Source organism: Arcicella lustrica (assembly GCF_034930985.1).
Lineage (GTDB): Bacteria > Bacteroidota > Bacteroidia > Cytophagales > Spirosomataceae > Arcicella > Arcicella lustrica.
This window is the reverse complement of sequence record NZ_JAYGIM010000001.1, coordinates 130,787-147,568: the sequence shown is the minus strand read 5'-3', so window position 1 is coordinate 147,568 and position 16,782 is coordinate 130,787. Positions and strand designations below refer to the sequence as shown.

15 protein-coding genes are annotated in these 16,782 nt (G+C 35.1%); 7 read left to right on the top strand and 8 right to left on the bottom strand.

The annotated features are described in order from the left end of the window. The first annotated feature begins 7 nt into the window (after positions 1 to 7). The 3 genes from bioD to VB798_RS00665 all read left to right on the top strand — a co-directional run bounded on the left by bioD (position 8) and on the right by VB798_RS00665 (position 3,841). Positions 8 to 631, top strand: a complete 624-nt coding sequence (gene bioD / locus VB798_RS00675; RefSeq protein WP_323254898.1) for a dethiobiotin synthase — start codon at positions 8 to 10, stop codon at positions 629 to 631. Continuing rightward, complete coding sequence (gene bioA, locus VB798_RS00670; RefSeq protein ID WP_323254896.1) at positions 597 to 1,961, top strand: adenosylmethionine--8-amino-7-oxononanoate transaminase; 1,365 nt, start codon at positions 597 to 599, stop codon at positions 1,959 to 1,961. Before bioD ends, bioA begins: the two co-directional genes overlap by 35 nt. Positions 1,962 to 2,086: 125 nt before the next feature. Then, positions 2,087 to 3,841 carry a family 43 glycosylhydrolase gene (locus tag VB798_RS00665; protein WP_323254893.1) on the top strand — a complete coding sequence of 585 codons (1,755 nt, stop codon included), beginning with the start codon at positions 2,087 to 2,089 and terminating at the stop codon, positions 3,839 to 3,841. A gap of 74 nt (positions 3,842 to 3,915) precedes the next feature. On the opposite strand, the gene VB798_RS00660 is transcribed toward VB798_RS00665, so the two are convergent. The 5 genes from VB798_RS00660 to VB798_RS00640 all read right to left on the bottom strand — a co-directional run bounded on the left by VB798_RS00660 (position 3,916) and on the right by VB798_RS00640 (position 8,314). Beyond that, complete coding sequence (locus VB798_RS00660; RefSeq protein ID WP_323254891.1) at positions 3,916 to 4,545, bottom strand: hypothetical protein; 630 nt, start codon at positions 4,543 to 4,545, stop codon at positions 3,916 to 3,918. Between the two features lie 698 nt (positions 4,546 to 5,243). Further along, a complete protein-coding gene (locus tag VB798_RS00655; RefSeq protein ID WP_323254889.1) occupies positions 5,244 to 6,020 on the bottom strand; it encodes an antA/AntB antirepressor family protein in 777 nt (258 codons plus the stop codon). A 119-nt stretch (positions 6,021 to 6,139) separates the two neighbouring features. After that, positions 6,140 to 7,384, bottom strand: a complete 1,245-nt coding sequence (locus VB798_RS00650) for a Shedu immune nuclease family protein (protein ID WP_323254887.1) — start codon at positions 7,382 to 7,384, stop codon at positions 6,140 to 6,142. Between the two features lie 240 nt (positions 7,385 to 7,624). Next, the gene (locus VB798_RS00645) at positions 7,625 to 8,146 is read right to left on the bottom strand and encodes a hypothetical protein (protein ID WP_323254885.1); all 522 of its coding nucleotides are present in this window, start codon (positions 8,144 to 8,146) and stop codon (positions 7,625 to 7,627) included. A gap of 21 nt (positions 8,147 to 8,167) precedes the next feature. Next, positions 8,168 to 8,314 (bottom strand): hypothetical protein, encoded by a 147-nt coding sequence (locus tag VB798_RS00640; RefSeq protein ID WP_323254883.1) that lies wholly within the window; start codon positions 8,312 to 8,314, stop codon positions 8,168 to 8,170. Between the two features lie 226 nt (positions 8,315 to 8,540). Between VB798_RS00640 and VB798_RS00635 the strand changes: the two genes are divergently transcribed. Further along, positions 8,541 to 9,284: an ABC transporter ATP-binding protein gene (locus VB798_RS00635; protein WP_323254881.1), complete on the top strand. Its 744-nt coding sequence runs from the start codon at positions 8,541 to 8,543 to the stop codon at positions 9,282 to 9,284. Between the two features lie 185 nt (positions 9,285 to 9,469). Here the strand turns inward: VB798_RS00635 and VB798_RS00630 are convergent, their stop codons facing one another. Further along, the gene (locus tag VB798_RS00630) at positions 9,470 to 10,582 is read right to left on the bottom strand and encodes a hypothetical protein (RefSeq protein WP_323254879.1); all 1,113 of its coding nucleotides are present in this window, start codon (positions 10,580 to 10,582) and stop codon (positions 9,470 to 9,472) included. Positions 10,583 to 10,720: 138 nt separating this feature from the next. On the opposite strand from VB798_RS00630, the gene VB798_RS00625 reads away from it, so the two are divergent. After that, positions 10,721 to 11,956, top strand: coding sequence for a M16 family metallopeptidase (locus VB798_RS00625; protein ID WP_323254877.1), 1,236 nt, complete (start codon positions 10,721 to 10,723; stop codon positions 11,954 to 11,956). A gap of 144 nt (positions 11,957 to 12,100) precedes the next feature. Beyond that, a complete protein-coding gene (locus VB798_RS00620) occupies positions 12,101 to 12,682 on the top strand; it encodes a peptidylprolyl isomerase (protein WP_323254875.1) in 582 nt (193 codons plus the stop codon). 145 nt (positions 12,683 to 12,827) lie between these two features. On the opposite strand, the gene VB798_RS00615 is transcribed toward VB798_RS00620, so the two are convergent. Further along, a complete protein-coding gene (locus VB798_RS00615; RefSeq protein WP_323254873.1) occupies positions 12,828 to 13,364 on the bottom strand; it encodes an NUDIX hydrolase in 537 nt (178 codons plus the stop codon). A gap of 150 nt (positions 13,365 to 13,514) precedes the next feature. On the opposite strand from VB798_RS00615, the gene VB798_RS00610 reads away from it, so the two are divergent. Next, positions 13,515 to 14,390, top strand: coding sequence for a DUF2911 domain-containing protein (locus VB798_RS00610; protein ID WP_323254871.1), 876 nt, complete (start codon positions 13,515 to 13,517; stop codon positions 14,388 to 14,390). A gap of 832 nt (positions 14,391 to 15,222) precedes the next feature. Here VB798_RS00610 and VB798_RS00605 read toward each other — a convergent pair. Then, positions 15,223 to 16,767, bottom strand: coding sequence for a bifunctional metallophosphatase/5'-nucleotidase (locus VB798_RS00605; RefSeq protein ID WP_323254869.1), 1,545 nt, complete (start codon positions 16,765 to 16,767; stop codon positions 15,223 to 15,225). Between the last annotated feature and the right edge of the window lie 15 nt (positions 16,768 to 16,782).

The window sequence follows — 16,782 nt, the reverse complement described above, 5'->3', positions numbered from 1 at the left end:
TTATTTCATGAAACAACAATATATCATAGCAGGAATCGGAACCGAAATCGGCAAAACTTTTATTTCAAGTATTTTAACCGAAAGTCTCGAAGCCGATTATTGGAAACCCATTCAATCTGGTGCTTTAGATTTCACCGATACCAATACAGTCCAACATTTAATTACTAATTCAAAAACGGCTTTTCATCCAGAAGCATATCGTTTAAACGAACCCCTTTCTCCACACGCAGCGGCGGCGATAGATGGCGTTGAAATTGAATTATCTAAATTTGAATTACCAGTTACAAACAACAACTTAATTGTAGAATTAGCAGGCGGTTTGATGGTTCCTTTAAATGAAAAATCAACCAATCTTGATTTGATTAAGCAATTAGCACTTCCAGTTATTTTAGTTTCAAAAAATTATTTAGGAAGCATCAATCATACTTTGCTTTCAATAGCAATACTAAAAAGTAACAATATCGACATCAAAGGAATTATTTTTAATGGTGAAAGTAATCCATCTTCTGAGGAATATATCTTGAATTACACGCAAGTAAAATTGCTAGGAAAAGTAGCTCAAGAATCAAACATTGCTCAAGAAACCGTAAAAAAATATGCAGAACACTTCAGAAAAACACTTTGTCATTGATGAACATCTGGAATATCCAGTTGAAAACATACAAAATCCCGTTATCAGTAATTTGAGTGAGCGAGATGCTAAAGTACTTTGGCATCCTTTTACCCAGCATCAAACTGCTCCTTTTTCTATTCCGATTGTGCGTGGCGAAGGCGTTTATCTTTTTGATGAAAATGGTAAAAAGTACATTGATGCTATTGCTTCTTGGTGGGTGAATTTACATGGACATTCTCATCCCTACATTGCCCAAAAAGTAGCCGAACAATTTCTGAAATTAGAGCAAGTAATTTTTGCAGGATTTACGCATGAACCTGCGGTACGTTTAGCTGAACGATTGTTAGAACTTTTACCAAATAATCAACAAAGAATTTTTTATTCTGATAATGGTTCTACTTCGGTGGAAGTAGCGATGAAAATGGCTTTTCAGTATTTCCATAATCAAGGAATTACTAAGAAAACCAAAATCATTGCCCTTGAAAATGGTTATCATGGCGATACTTTCGGAACGATGGCAGTGGGGGCAAAAAGTGCTTTTACTGCTCCTTTCGACCCTTTCCTTTTTGAAGTAATTTACTTACCAATTCCATTGAAAGGTCAAGAAACAGAAGTGTTGGAAGCCATGAAATCACTGATGACTCAGGCGGATGAAATTGCTGCTTTTATCTTTGAACCTTTGATTCAAGGTGCGGGTGGAATGGTAATGTACGAACCTGAAATTCTGGAAAAATTATTAACGATAGCGAAAGAAAATGGAATCTTGACCATTGCTGACGAAATCATGACAGGCTTTTATCGTACAGGAAAAATGTTTGCGACCGATTACTTGACGGTAAAACCAGATATTTTTTGTCTTTCAAAAGGATTAACGGGTGGCGCAATGGCTTTGGGCGTTACTTCCTGTACGCAAGCGATTTATGACGCCTTTCTTTCGGATGATAGACGAAAAACGCTTTTTCATAGTCATTCATTTACTGCCAACCCATTGGCTTGTACTGCTGGTTTGGCAAGTTTAGATTTGTTATTGAGCAATGAAACGCAAGCAAAAATCCAACAAATCAACACTTTGCACAGCAGTTTTAGTCAGAAAATAGCTATATCATTACAGCATAAAATAGCAGACATCCGTTTAAAAGGAACGATTTTGGCGATTGAAATTAAAGTATCAGAAGGCACTTCATACTTTAGCAATATGCGAGACATTGCCTACAATTTCTTTCTGGAAAAGGGAATTTTGATGCGACCGCTTGGAAATGTAATTTACTTACTAACGCCTTACTGCATCAGCGAAGAAGATTTAAGCTATGTGTATGTTTGTATCGAAGAGTTTTTAGAGGAGATTTAATAGAAAGGTGAATTACTAAATGGTAGTTCACCTTTTCTTTTACAGATAAAATCACACAGAACAAATAAGGATAAATTCATTCTTACTCTTCTTTAACTTCTATCCAAATTCAATCAAAAACATATATGAAAAAGATTTTACTTATACTGGTTTCTTGTACGTTTTACTTTTCAATTCTTGCCCAAAATCCTAATCAAAAAACATATTGCAATCCCGTCGATATTGGTTATCGTTACAATTTTGAGCAGTTGAATGAAAAGATTTCCTACCGTTCGGGTGCAGATCCTGTCATTATCAATCACAAAAATGAATATTACCTTTTTGTCACTATTTCTGGTGGTTATTGGCATTCAAAGGATTTGATTAATTGGGATTATATCAAGCCAAGTATGTGGCCGATGGAAGATATGTGTGCCCCAGCGGCTCTGTCGGTTCGAGATACTTTGTACTTGTTTCAATCTACTTTTGAACAACGTCCGATTTTATTCAGCACCGAACCCGAAAAAGGTAAATTACAATTCTATAACCGTTGGTTGCCTCGTTTGCCTCAGTACATTGGTCCTTGGGATCCTGCTTTGTTTTATGATGAAGAATTAGATAAATGGTATATGTATTGGGGTTCATCTAATGTGTATCCCATTTTTGGAGCGGAATTAGATAAAAAACGAAACCTTACTTATGCTTCTACTTACAAAGGTTTAATTTACCTCGACCCTAAAAATCATGGTTGGGAACGTTTCGGTCGTGACCACCGAGATACTATCAAACCTTTTACCGAAGGTGCTTGGATGACCAAACATAATGGCAAGTATTTCCTACAATATGGCGCTCCGGGTACAGAATATAATGTTTATGCCAACGGTACTTATATTGGCGATAATCCCCTTGGTCCATTTACTTATGCTCCTTATAATCCGATTTCTTATAAACCGGGTGGATTCCTGACGGGGGCTGGTCATGGCAATACTTTCCAAGATAATTATGGGAATTATTGGAATACTGGTACGCCGTGGATTGCCGTCAACTGGAATTTTGAAAGAAGAGTAGCGATGTTCCCGACGGGCTTTGATACCGACAATCAGATGTTCGCCAATACTCGTTTTGGGGATTTTCCACATTTCTTGCCTACTAAAAAATGGACACAGAAAGACGAATTATTTACAGGTTGGATGTTACTTTCTTATAAAAAACCTTGCATGGCTTCCTCTGTACGAGATACTTTAGTGGCAAATAAAGTCACCGATGAAAACCCTCGTTCTTTCTGGGTTGCCAATACCAACAAAGCAGGCGAATGGCTCACGGTTGATTTACAAAGTGTACAAGAAGTAAAAGCTTTACAAGTAAATTTTACCGATTATAAATCTGATATTTTTGATAGTAACGAAGAACGTGTTTATGCTCAATTCAAATTTTATGCTTCAAATGATAATAAAAATTGGCAATTGATTTATGATAATACCCATGAACCCAAACGTGACCGTCCCAATGCTTATGTAGAATTGCCTCAAGCAGTAAAAGCTCGCTATATCAAGTACGAAAACATTCATGTACCAATGCCAAATTTGGCAGTAAGTGATATTCGTATTTTTGGAAATGGAACGGGCAAAGCTCCACAAACGCCGAAGCAATTAAGTGTAAAACGTCAAGCGGATACTCGCAATGCGGATATTACTTGGGATAAATCTTCTAATGATATTGGCTATAATATTTTGTGGGGAATTGCTCCAGATAAATTATACCAAACGTATCAGGTTTGGTCTGATGCTCCTAATAGTTTAGAATTAAGAGCTTTGACGGTTGGACAAAAATATTTCTGTGCTATCGAAGCATTTAATGAAAATGGTGTTTCGGTACTGAGTGAAGTAAAAGAAATAAAATAGTAGCACGGCTTTCCAAGCCGTGTATTTAATAAATTCTAGCTTGTTGCTCGTGCGAGACGAGCAACGGCAAAGCTTTACTTTTTCACTTTTGAATAATACTTTTCTGCTATTTTAAGAAGCTCTGATTCGCTTTTTGCTCCTGTTGCTACCTGTTCCATCTCTACTGAGAAAGCTACAAGTTCAGCCATAGCTGTACCACTATCTGGCGACCAAATTTGTCCTGCCCTTGTTCCAAACCCATTTTGGAAAGTTGAAAAAATATATGTTTCTCCATCAAAACCATGTCTTCCTACAAGCATTGCTTCCTCGCCATTTATTATTCGATATTCGACTTTAGGATATTTAGTCTCGTTGATTACTCTAAAGAAGATTTCTCCTAAAAGTATCGCTAACTTCTTATCAATCTCTTTTTTAGATTCAATTCTTTCTACTTTAGCATTTTTGTTTTGCTTAATAGTTTCTAATTGTCTAGTAAAGGTTCTTGACGAAATCACGTAAGTATCTTTTACCTTATCAACACTTATTACTTTTTCTGGGGAAAATGAAGCTAAAACAAATACCCTTGCTAAAGGATGATCATCATATCCATCCAATAAATGTACTCGTTTCAGAGAATAAGACTCGTTTTGAAAATTATAAGAAGTTAAATAGCCATTTACAGGCTCTAAATGTTCTTGTGCTTTTGCTACTTGACTAATTATCATAAATAGGCTTAAAAAGTAGCGTAAATTTCTGTTGCAGGACATAGTTATAAAGTTTTTTTTAGTGTATTTTAAGTAATCCCTTCTAGCTCAAGCCTATGGCTTGAATTAGGCATCTCCGACTTTTTAAAATTCAGTTTCAAAAGAATTTTATTTTATCTAAATCCAAGTGATTTGCTTAACACTTGAACTAACGAGGAATCTAATAAAGTCAATCCCGAAGGGATGTTAGGATTATAGCCAAGGAAATTGTAAAAGATTAAAACCCCGAAGGGGTGATACAATAGGTCTTTATAACCTTTATTCACATCAAATGTGTCACCCTTTCAGGGTTCTGTAAACAACATTTCAATCATTGCTATAATCCTGACATCCCTTCGGGATTTAGAGAGCTTACAAAATTTGTAAAAGCTATTCAAATCATCAACAAATAGTCAATAATAAAATCATTTAGTTGTTCGGTATCTTCATCAAATTTCAAGACAATTCTTGATGTTAATCTATCAACCCAATCCTCAATGTCAACAAAACTTTCTAATTTACTTCCCAATCACTATTGGTAGAAGCAAAACCCCAAGCCTTAAAAGTTCTTTTTTTATTTCTTCCGTCATTTTTTTGTATTCCTGATTGATGTATTTAACTATTTGCTAAAGTTGAGTCTCTCGCTTGTTGCTCGTTAGACACGAGTAGCGGCAGAAGCCTTAAAAACTTTGTAATAAACCACTTTTACCAGTCTTTAAATTATTAATTATTTCTTTTTGCTTGTTACTTTTAAAGTCTATTGACATTTTACTATCATCATAAATTGAAGGCTTAACTCTTTCAGCTATGCCTTTAGCAAATTTTGAAACATTAGTGGCATATTCCTTTGTTCTTCCCATAGCCATTAGTAAGTCAACTACTGCTACCTTAATTAATTCATATCTATCATAGTGATATAATGCTTGTCTCTGATTTTTATATTTCTTTCCTAATTCTGTAAGAACTATTTCCAAATCTTCTTTAGAGAAACCAAGTACATCGGCTCTATACTTCCACCAATTCTTTTTATCGTTTTCTTGAATAAAATAATTAAAATGTTGTTGTTCTGCCGTTTCTTGAACCGTAAAATAACCAAGTATTTCACATAAATCGAACAATGCAGACATTTGAACATGACTCAAATATGCTCCGTTAGTAATTTGTTTGTCAAGGTCTATCAGATATTGTCTTATTTGCTTTCCTGTCTCTGTTTTTTGAATCATAGCTATATGTTTTGCCATGTCCAACCTTACAGCCCAATCATCTTGAAAAGTAGGAATTCCATTAGGTAACGTAATTTCTATTTTCAGTAAACTATATTCTTCATTTTCCACAAATCCATATTCAAGAATGCTTGGGAACCACTCTCCCAATGGCATCTCAATTCCCAATATATTATATAATTCAGATGCCATTACATAAGGCGTTCCTTTATTACTGTATTGTATATTAATCATAAATTTGAATTGTTTAATCTAGGGTTTTGATAATCAATTAATTACTCAGGAAATTCATAATTTAGTATAAAATACAAATATTACTGGCTTTGCTTTACACTTTAACTTGAGGGCAAAGTTCAAAATGGTAACTCTTCATCATCTTTTGAACTGTAATTTTCTTCATCATTGTTATCATTTACAATGAACTTTGCTCGATCAAGCAATTCATCGTAAGTAATAATTTCTATATTCCTTGAATTTCTTCGATAAAGTTCAAAAGTCTTCCTTTTTATCAAGTCTGTCTTTGTATTTCCTTTAAATTGTTTTGTATCACCTATAATCAAAATCGTTTTTGGGTCAATTGTTGTTTGAATAATAGCATTTCCCAATTCATCAAAATTCTTATTTTGAGAATGAAATTCCCACTCAGCTTTTTGAGAAAGAATTTGGGAAATTGCATAGGTCAAGTCTCTTGAAAGCTTCCAAGATTCTGAACGATTCTTGTCTTTTTCAAAAAGTGGAGTGTCAGGACGTTTTAATTCAACTATCACTGTAAAATTATTATCCGCTAACAAGAAGTCAGCTTTAACTTCGTTTTTACCATCTAAATCAACACTTGAAACAGAAGCCTCTTTCTGTAAAATATTTAAAAATTTATAATCTAGTCCATAACCAAATATCCAAGAGTTATTTTTGAAGAATGATTGCCATTCGGGTTCATCAATCTGGGAAGAGTTATTTAATTTAAGCTTAAATTCTTCAAGTCCATCTCTTCTCCCTGTTAATATGTCAAGGTCAGATTTGGAAAACACTCCGTTCTTTAATGTCTTAAGTAATTGCTCTCTTTCATTCTCTTTTAAAGCAGTAAGCTTCGTTACTAGGTCTCCAAGATTCTTATCAACAAAAACTTTATTCGGGTCAGGTTTGGTTAAGTTCAATAAAATTCTATTATTTGGTATAGAATTACCATCAACAACAAATCTATCTTTATTTGAGAAGTCTAAAAACTTTAAGTCACTTAAAAATTTAAGTAAATCAGTGAATTCGTCTTGTGTAAATGAAAAACTGGTATCTTTTATAGGTCTTAATTTGTTATTTTCATCTTTGGTAAACCTCTGTAAAATAAATTCCATTAGGCTATTGCCGTCTTTGGTGTAAACAGTAGCACTAACTTGATATTTTCCAACCATCAAGTCCCTTAATAGGATTTCTCCTTTTACTTCAAAAAATTCAGAAATATTTTCCTTTTCAAAAACTTTCTTTACATATCTTTTTTCGTTTCCAAAATTGAAATAAAAAAAAGGGAAAGTTTTACTCACGTAAATTTTGTCCGAATTTCTTTGTTCAAAATAGTAGTGTTCTTTCTGAATATCCTTTCGCATTGTATGGTTCTTAAAATAACTGTAAATAGCTTGTAAATGTGCTCAAGCTTTGTCGTAATTTTCTATCATTAAATAGTATTATTATTTGCCAAGGCACCTCCTATCCAAATCCCTCCACAAACTACCATTTTCCTATACATTCCCCAAATCATCAATCAATTCATTTTCAAAAACTTATTAAACGGTATCTTAATTTTTATCTTATGATAAAGTTACAATAGCCATTGATGCTTTTCGAGCTTAATTTGAGTGCTTTACAAGATTCATTCCCTCACTTTCAACATTATTTGAGTGCTTCACAAAATTATTTCCCATACTTTCAAAAATATTTGTGGGCTTTACAAGATTACTTCCCATACTTACAAAATTATTAGCGGGCTTCACAAAGTTATTTCCCACATTTGCTTCATCATTAGTGTGCTTCACAAAGTTATTTCCCGCCTCTGCTCCATCATTAGCGGACTTCACAAAGTTATTTCCCGCCTTTGCTTCTTCATTAGCGGGCTTCACAAAGTTACTTCCCGCCTTTGCTTCATTATTAGCAGGCTTCACAAAGTTATCTCCCACTCTTGCTTTATCATTAGCGGGCTTAACAGAGTTACTTCCTACTCTTGCTCCATCATTAGCGGGCTTCGCAAAGTTATTTCCCGCCTTTGCTTCATCATTAGCGGGCTTCACAAAGTTATTTCCCGCCTTTGCTCCATCATTAGCGGGCTTCACAAAGTTATTTCCCGCTATTGCTTCTTCATTAGCGGGCTTCACAGAGTTACTTCCCGCCTTTGCTCAATCATTAGCGGGCTTCACAAAGTTATTTCCCGCCTTTGCTCCATCATTAGCGGGCTTCGCAAAGTTATTTCCCGCCTTTGCTTCATCATTAGCGGGCTTCACAAAGTTATTTCCCGCCTTTGCTCCATTATTAGCGGGCTTCACAAAAATATTTCCCGCTATTGCTTCTTCATTTGCGGGCTTTGCAGGATGCTCTTTGTGCTTTGTAATCTTTGATTGATTCTCTTTGGGTGGTGTTGGTATGATATTAGAGGGGAATTTTACTTTATAAAGTGTTGTTCATCTCCTTGGGCAGAGATTTATTGAAGAGATATGGAAAATATATAGTGTATAGCAATGAATTTTGTAAATTCGGGAAAGATTTGAATCTATGATTGAGATAAAAGACATTAAAAAGTCCTTCAATGGACGAGATATTTTACTGGGAATCAGTGGTGAGTTTAAACCTGGGGATACTTCATTAATCATTGGAGGAAGTGGAACAGGCAAAAGTGTGCTACTAAAATGTATGATTGGCATTATTAAGCCTGAACATGGACAAATTTTGTATGATGGACGAGATTTTCATAATTCTGATGAGGAAGTAAGAAAAACGATTCGTCGTGAGATGGGTGTTTTGTTCCAAGGCGGTGCATTATTTGACTCTAAGACGGTATTAGATAATGTAAAGTTTCCGCTAGATATGCTTACTGACATGACTGAGGAGGAAAAAATTGATAGAGCTCAGTTTTGTTTGAAACGTGTGGAGTTAGAAAATGCTGGTGCAAGGATGCCTTCGGAGGTTTCGGGAGGGATGAAAAAAAGAGTGGGTATTGCAAGAGCAATTGTGATGAATCCGAAATACTTATTCTGTGATGAACCTAACTCTGGGCTAGATCCTTTGACTTCTGTTAAAATTGATGATTTGATTAAGGAAATTACGGATGAGTTTAATATTACGACTATCGTGATTACCCATGATATGAACTCGGTTATTGGTATTGGTGAGAAAATTATGTTTCTCTACAAAGGCGAAAAGCTTTGGGAGGGAACAAGTAAGAACATTCGTACTTCTACTGTGCCAGAATTGAATGAATTTATCTTTGCTAATAAACTTTTGCAGGAGATGCGTTAGGTTTTGAGACTTTAGGACTTGAAGACATAAGACTAAAAGACACAAGAGACAAGATTTTTGAAATAAAAAATTCAAAAAGTTATTGGTAGCGGTAACCCTTGCGGTTACCGTTTTTGTTTGGAAAATAAATCAAAAGTCTTGTGTCTTTCATCTAGTGTCTTTTAGTCTTCAAGTCCTAAAAAAAATCAATCCAAAATCGCTTTTGCTTCTGCAATCGTTGCCTTGTATTCAGCTAATTTGGATGCTTTTTTAGCGTATTCTTTCATTTTACTGTGTTGTCCCGCACGTTTTGCGATGCGTGCCAAAGCCATATAAGCTAATCCGTGATAATCTTTGGTGAAGCGTTCGTCGAAAGGCATTTTTACTCCTTTTAATAAGTATGCTTCCGCTAGTTTATCATCCTTTTTATCTTTCTCGGCAATCAAACCTTTAAAAATTGTCCCCGCACACTGAAACATCACTCCTTTTTGCTTTAAAATTTTATTCGCAATTTCATCAGCATCATCATATTTCGCTAAGGCAGTTAAGAAATCCATTCTTTGCATTTGAAAAAGTAAATTATCAGGATATTTTTCTGTCAATAAAGTATTGTATTGTAATGCTTTTGCAGGATTTGCTTCATATTTCATATAGACATAGCCTGCATAAAAAGACGCTTCTGTTTTTACAAAAATGGTTTTTCTAGTTGCTAAATCTAATTGCTGTAAACCTAGTTTTTTGTTGCCATCGGCAAACATCCAAATCACTGATTTGATTACTGGATGCGTTTCTGGATATTCAATTCTATAATAATTATAAATACCCGACGAATACAAAAACTCAGGTTGTTTTTCCGTTAGCTCTAAGCCTTTCTTTAAATGTGAATAGGCTTTTTTGGCAACACCAACGGCTTTCATGAATTCTTGGTTATCGGCATCATAAGCGGCTAAGTATCCTAAAGTTGCTAGTTCAAAGAAATTGGCTTCGATGTCTTCTTCGTTTTTATCTAACATAGCTTCCGCCAAAGCTCTACTTTGATTGAGATAAGCCAAGTATGTTTTTTGCTGACTAGGGAAATCTTTCAACGGAAAATATTGTAATTCCGTTTGGATAGCCATCAAAGTATAAAACACAGGATGTTGTGGATGCCTAACTTTTATTTTACTAAAAATCTCTGCCGATTCTTTAAAATCATACGAATACATTTTATCCAAACCTTGAGAAATTAATTGGCGGGTGTTGGCATCATTTAATATTTGGGCATTACTTTGAAGAAAAAAGCCCAATGTAAGTGCTATTAAAACAATTATTTTTTTCATATTGGAAGTTTAAATAAATAAAGCGAACTGAATTTTAAGGATTTCTCACGCTTTGCAAGTCCTAAACACTTACTTTTGTCGTGATATTTTTTAATTTTTCGTTAATATAGACTGTTATTTGTTAGCTAACATTAATACATGATTTCATACGATTATTTTATACTTGACAACGGACTTAAAGTCTATGTTCACCAAGATTATTCCACCCCTATTGCTGCCGTCAATATTATATACAATGTTGGCTCTCGTGATGAAGAAGAACACAAAACTGGTTTTGCGCATTTGTTTGAACATCTGATGTTTGGCGGTTCAAAAAACATTCCTTCTTACGATACTCCACTGCAAAAAGTAGGTGGCGAAAACAATGCTTTTACTTCTCCAGACATTACAAACTACTATATTACGCTTCCAGCAGTGAATATTGAAACTGCATTTTGGTTAGAATCAGATAGAATGTTGTCTTTATCATTCGACCAAAAGGTTTTGGACGTACAACAAAAAGTTGTGATTGAAGAGTTCAAGCAAAGATATTTAAATCAACCTTATGGCGATGTTTGGTTGAAACTTCGTCCGCTTGCCTACCAAGTTCATCCTTATAAATGGGCGACAATTGGGAAAGAAATTGCACATATCGAGCATGCAGTAATGGATGATGTCCGTAGCTTTTTCTATAAACATTATCTTCCAAACAATGCAATATTAGTAGTAGCTGGACCAATCAGTGTGGAAGAAGTAAAACAATTAGCCAAGAAATGGTTTGAACCTATTCCAGCAGGTAAACTTAGTCCTAGAAATTTACCCAAAGAACCAATTCAAACAGCGGCAAGATTTTTAGAAGTAGAAGCTAAAGTGCCTTTGGATGCACTCTATAAAGTATATCATACTCAAGGACGACATGACATTGGTTATAATGCGGTAGATTTAGCAAGTGATATTTTGGGAAGAAGTAAGTCTTCAAGATTGTACGAGAAATTAGTAAAAGAACAACCAATTTTTAATTCAATCAATGCTTATGTTACTTCTTCGCTAGACCCCGGTTTGATGATTGTTCAAGGAAATCTCAACAAAGGAATCAGTATTGAAGAAGGCGATGCAGCGATACAAGAAGTATTAAATGATTTCTTGAAAAATCCTGTTGCAGAAGAAGAATTAACGAAAGTAAAAAATCAGGCGGAATCTACTTTAGTATTTTCGGAAGTAGAATTGTTAAACCGTGCGATGAATTTAGCTTTTGCCGCCAACGCTGGCGATGTTGAATATGCTAATTTAGAATCAAGTAAGATTCAAGCCGTAACAGTTGATGACATTAGCCAACAAGCCAATAGTATTTTAACCAAAGAAAACTGCTCGACGATGTATTATCGTGCTAACTAAGGCTTTGTATTATGGCTTTAGGTCATCAGAATTCAGCTTTCGTTCTTTTTTAACTTATGAACTTTTATACTTTGTGCAATTGAGCAATAATTTTCAGTGGAGAATTACACAAATAACGGTTAAACTGATAACAGCTATAAAACGATGAAACGTATCATCTTCTTCTTTTTTTGTATTTCATTCATTTCATGTAAAAAGGACTTGCGTTTATTTGACCAAGACCCAAAGACGTTTTTGACACAATACGGTAAAGAAAACCCTGAGACGAAAGTAAAAGTACATACCGTTGGCGGAGATTTTGTTATCAAGCTTCATACTGAAACACCTTTACATCGTGCTAATTTTATCCGAAATGTAAAAGCGGGTTATTATGTAAGTAGAATGTTTTATCGTAATATTTACCGTATGGGCATACAAGGCGGAGGCGAATATATGGATCAATTAGATTTTTTAGTACCTCCAGAGTATCGTCCAGAGTTTACGCATAAACGTGGTGCTGTTGCAATGGCTCGTTATGATGAAGGCAATCCAGATAGAGCTTCTTCACCAACAGAATTTTATGTCATTACGAACGAAGCTGAAGCTCGCCAACTAAATGGACTTTATGTTGTTTTTGGAGAAGTAATTGAAGGCATGGAAGTTGTTGATGCCATTCAAGCAGGCAAAGAATACAACGAACGCCCTGCGATTCCAGTGTTTTTTAGGATTGATGTGGTGGAGGAATAGCTTTTGGATTTCGGATGTCAGCTTTCGGATTTCGGATATTTTTAAATTTGGATAGCCAATGTTCAATATCCTATAGCTCAAATCTGAAATCCCAAATCAGATGACTGATAGCCGACGACCGAAATCCAAAATCCCATATCCTAAATCAAAAAACGCTTTTCTCCACCATTCTCATAATAGAATCACTATCGTTTAGCTCTGCTACTTCCGAAAGTAGAATCCATTTTAAATCCGTAGATTCTGAAGAAACTGTCAATTCTTCGTTCATATCTGCTTCCAACAAAAACCTAACGTCGAAGTGTAAATGCACTGGAATTCCTTTTCGTTCAGGAATCAAATGAATATCTATATCAAAAATATCTGGACTTAATACTTTAATATTTTTCAAGCCTGTTTCCTCCTCTGCTTCTTTCAAGGCAACATTTAAAACATCTGGGTCGCCATCGCAATGTCCTCCCGTCTGAAACCATTGATTCAACTTTTTATGGTGTGTCAATAAAGTGTGTTGACGAGACTTATCCAATATCCAAGCCGAACCCGTAACATGTCCTATCAATAAAGAACGCTCAAAACAAGAAGGGTTTGCCTTTACGAAAGAGATAATTTCTTCATGAAATTTAGATTCTGTTACATTAAACGGCTGATAGTTTTCTAGCAATTGAAGTAATCGATTTCTGTGCATAGTCTTGATTGATTATGGTGATGTTTCTGAGTTCAAAGGTCTAAAAATATCTTTTAAAAAAAGCCATTGAGCGAAAAATTAAATACAAGGATTTTTACTTCGTTACTTTTATGTCAAAATCTCAATTCACAATATTTTAAACATTCAGCAATGAAAAAATTATTTTTAGGCATCTGCCTTGCACTTTCGCTTTCAGCTACAGCACAAGTTCGTTTACCACAACCAAGCCCAGCAGCATCAGTTGCACAAACAGTAGGCACAACCGACATCAGCATCAAGTATTCTCGCCCAAGTATAAAAGGTCGTGAAATTTTTGGAGGCGTAGTAGCCTTCGATAAAGTTTGGCGTACAGGCGCAAATGCTGCTACACAAATTACTTTATCAAATGAAATTAGTTTAGGCGGACAAAAAGTAGCGGCAGGAACATATTCTGTTTTCTCAATTCCAACAAAAGGTGACTGGACTTTGATTTTAAACAAAGACATTACAGCGACAGAACAAACTTATTCACCAGAAAAAGATGCTTTGCGTACTTCGGTAAAAGCGGTTTCAAATGCTAAAACAGAATCTTTCACGATTGATTTTAGTGATGTTACCGATAGTACAGCCAATTTGAATATCTATTGGGCAGATAAAAAAGCAATCGCTCCTATCGCTATCGAAACTTCAAAAATGACTGAAAGTGCTATCAATAAAGCGATTGCTGATAATTCAAATACGATGCGTGTAGCGGCTGAGTTCTTTTTAGGAAAAGGAAAATTAAACCAAGCCTTGAGTGCAGTGAATTCATCTATTTCAGGCGGAGAAACTTTCCGTAACCTTTGGGTAAAAGCACAAATTTTAGCGAAGACAAGTAATTATGCAGAGGCTTTTCCATTAGCACAAAAAGCTTTGGCTTTGGGAAGTACAGATACTTCTGGCTCGTTTAATTTTATGAAAGATGCCATCGAAAAAGGCATTGCAGACTACAGAGCAAAATTACCAGTAGCAGCTCCAGTAACTTCAAAGAAGAAAAAAGCGATGTAGTTTTGGATTTAGGCTTTCGGATGTCTGATTTCAGGAAGAAGGCTTTCCATGAAAAAAATCAAATAGCAATTAGTTATTACGGCTTTCTTCGGTTTTTAAATCCAAAATGTATCAAAAAGATAGGTTCGAGATACTTTAAGTATGTCGAACCTATCTTTTTCACGCAAAATACCGCAAAAAAGACTCGTCAGATATACTCAAAGTATCGACAACCTCTCTCCGAGATAGGAAAAGCTATCTCAGTAGCACGACTTTCCAAGTCGTAAAAAGTGAGAAAAGATTAAAATCAAAGATTTATAAAAGTGTTTCAATGTAATTAAATCATATAATTTGTTTCACATGATAGATTTTGGTTTTTCACTCAACATTAATAAATTGTGAGAGTAAAACCTCAACACTATGTCAAAGTATCTCTTTTACAAGATGATAGGTATCATCACCTTTTGTTTTTCATTTTATTTACTATTTTACACACCCATAGGAGATTTTACAGAGTTGGATATTTTAAAGTCAATCAATTGGAATCAAATTAAAGATGTAAGAGATGACGAATTTCACACAACCATATCTTTTACATTTTTTATTACGCTATACTTGATTAGAATAATCATTGTCTTCTCTATATTTCAAAGGTTGAAACCTTCTGTTAAAATTGTCTTTATCTTTGTTTTGATACTTAATTTTATTACAAATAGTTTATTATGGTCTTTAAGAATAGAAGGTCGAGCTATTGGAAAAATTTATATCCCACTAGTTTTATTGATTTCCGTTTGGATTATTTTATCATTTAAGTTTACAAAAGAAGAATAAACTCATGGCTTGGAAAGCCGTATTACTTTTTCAAGTAGGCAATCAATACTTTTCTAATATCGTTGCGAATGTCGTTTGTGTCTTTATCGTCTGGCTCAATGATGTTTTTAACTTCAGGGTTTTGAGCCGTCAAATAACCAAAATTGGTTTCTTTTCCTTCTATCAAAAACTTCGGCATAATTACTTCATACTCTTTGTTTACGTCCAAAGCTTTGCCATCAATCAACCATTGTTTAGTTCCTGCATCCTGACTGATTTTATCCCATTGCAAATAACCGCCATTGCCTTTGTTTTGTAAACCTGTTGCTAAAATTTTAGCCAGTAAGCTTCCTTGTAGTTTCACTTCCACAATTTTACCACCAAAAGGCAAGACACGCATAATATCCAATTGCGTAATTGCACCTACTAATTGGTCATCAATTCTCACAGAACCACTGTTGAAAATCGAGCAATCTACGGGTTTTGTAGCGGCAGCAGTCATCGCTTTTGCGATTAAATCACCCAAGTTTGTATGGCTATTTCGCATCGTACTTTCTCTTCCATCCAAAGGCGTTTTTACCGTAGTCACCACATCATTTTTATTCAAGCCTGCTTTTATCATGGCTTCGTCCAGAATATTTTCCCATTTTTTCACCACTACGGCTACTTCGGCATCGTCTTTAATTTGCTCGTTGATGGCACGCAATTCACTCTTTATCGTAAGTGCTTTCGTTTTTGAATCAAAAGCCAAACGGTGAATATAAGCAGTTTTGGCATTTGCATCGGCTTTTGCAATCACCACATTTCCTTCTTTGAAGAGCATATTGTCGTGGTCGTGTCCGCCCATCAGCAACTTCACTTCTGGCAACAATTTCGCCAATTTTTCATCATCTACTTTGTTGAGATGCGTAATGGCAACTACAAAATCGCACTGAGGTTTCAATACTTCATAAGCCTGTTTTGACACTTCAAAGAAATCATTATAATGCACAAAATCCTTTTGGTTAGAAGGTACAACCACCGAAAACATTCCCATTTTCACTTCTTTACCTACTGTATTTTTAAAAGTAAGAATGACAGTTTTAGGAAATGGAATCCTTTTTCCATCGACATTTTTGGCAAAAGGCGAAAGCGTTCCTTTGTTGTTTTGCAAAGCATTACTTGCTAACCACTGGAATTTAGATTCGTCGATTCTTCTTTGTAAATCAGCTTCGTCAATGTCAAATTCGTGATTGCCCAAACCAACCCAATCAAAACCCACAACATTCATCGCCTCCACCATTTGGCGACCTTTGATACTTTTGCCTTCATATTTGAATGTAGCAATCAAAGAAGGATTCAGAAAATCACCTGAAAGAAGTGTAATAGTATTCTGGTTTTCTTGCAATAATTCCTTTCTGACCGTAGCCACACGAGCCATGCCGCCTACTTTTCCACTTTCCAAAGGTGAAATTTCATAGACATCATTCAAATGTAAAAAAGTAATATTAACAACATTCTCAGAAGATTGCTGAGAAGTATTTTGAGAAGTTTTGCAGGAAGTAAAAAGACTGGTAGCGAGTACCAGTAAGAGTAATATTTTTTTCATGGTTTGATAGATTAG

Coding starts and splice junctions, on each gene's coding strand:
- bioD (WP_323254898.1), top strand. CDS start 8: ATGAAACAACAATATATCATAGCAGGAATCGGAACCGAAATCGGCAAA.
- bioA (WP_323254896.1), top strand. CDS start 597: ATGCAGAACACTTCAGAAAAACACTTTGTCATTGATGAACATCTGGAA.
- VB798_RS00665 (WP_323254893.1), top strand. CDS start 2,087: ATGAAAAAGATTTTACTTATACTGGTTTCTTGTACGTTTTACTTTTCA.
- VB798_RS00660 (WP_323254891.1), bottom strand. CDS start 4,545: ATGATAATTAGTCAAGTAGCAAAAGCACAAGAACATTTAGAGCCTGTA.
- VB798_RS00655 (WP_323254889.1), bottom strand. CDS start 6,020: ATGATTAATATACAATACAGTAATAAAGGAACGCCTTATGTAATGGCA.
- VB798_RS00650 (WP_323254887.1), bottom strand. CDS start 7,384: ATGCGAAAGGATATTCAGAAAGAACACTACTATTTTGAACAAAGAAAT.
- VB798_RS00635 (WP_323254881.1), top strand. CDS start 8,541: ATGATTGAGATAAAAGACATTAAAAAGTCCTTCAATGGACGAGATATT.
- VB798_RS00630 (WP_323254879.1), bottom strand. CDS start 10,582: ATGAAAAAAATAATTGTTTTAATAGCACTTACATTGGGCTTTTTTCTT.
- VB798_RS00625 (WP_323254877.1), top strand. CDS start 10,721: ATGATTTCATACGATTATTTTATACTTGACAACGGACTTAAAGTCTAT.
- VB798_RS00620 (WP_323254875.1), top strand. CDS start 12,101: ATGAAACGTATCATCTTCTTCTTTTTTTGTATTTCATTCATTTCATGT.
- VB798_RS00615 (WP_323254873.1), bottom strand. CDS start 13,364: ATGCACAGAAATCGATTACTTCAATTGCTAGAAAACTATCAGCCGTTT.
- VB798_RS00610 (WP_323254871.1), top strand. CDS start 13,515: ATGAAAAAATTATTTTTAGGCATCTGCCTTGCACTTTCGCTTTCAGCT.
- VB798_RS00605 (WP_323254869.1), bottom strand. CDS start 16,767: ATGAAAAAAATATTACTCTTACTGGTACTCGCTACCAGTCTTTTTACT.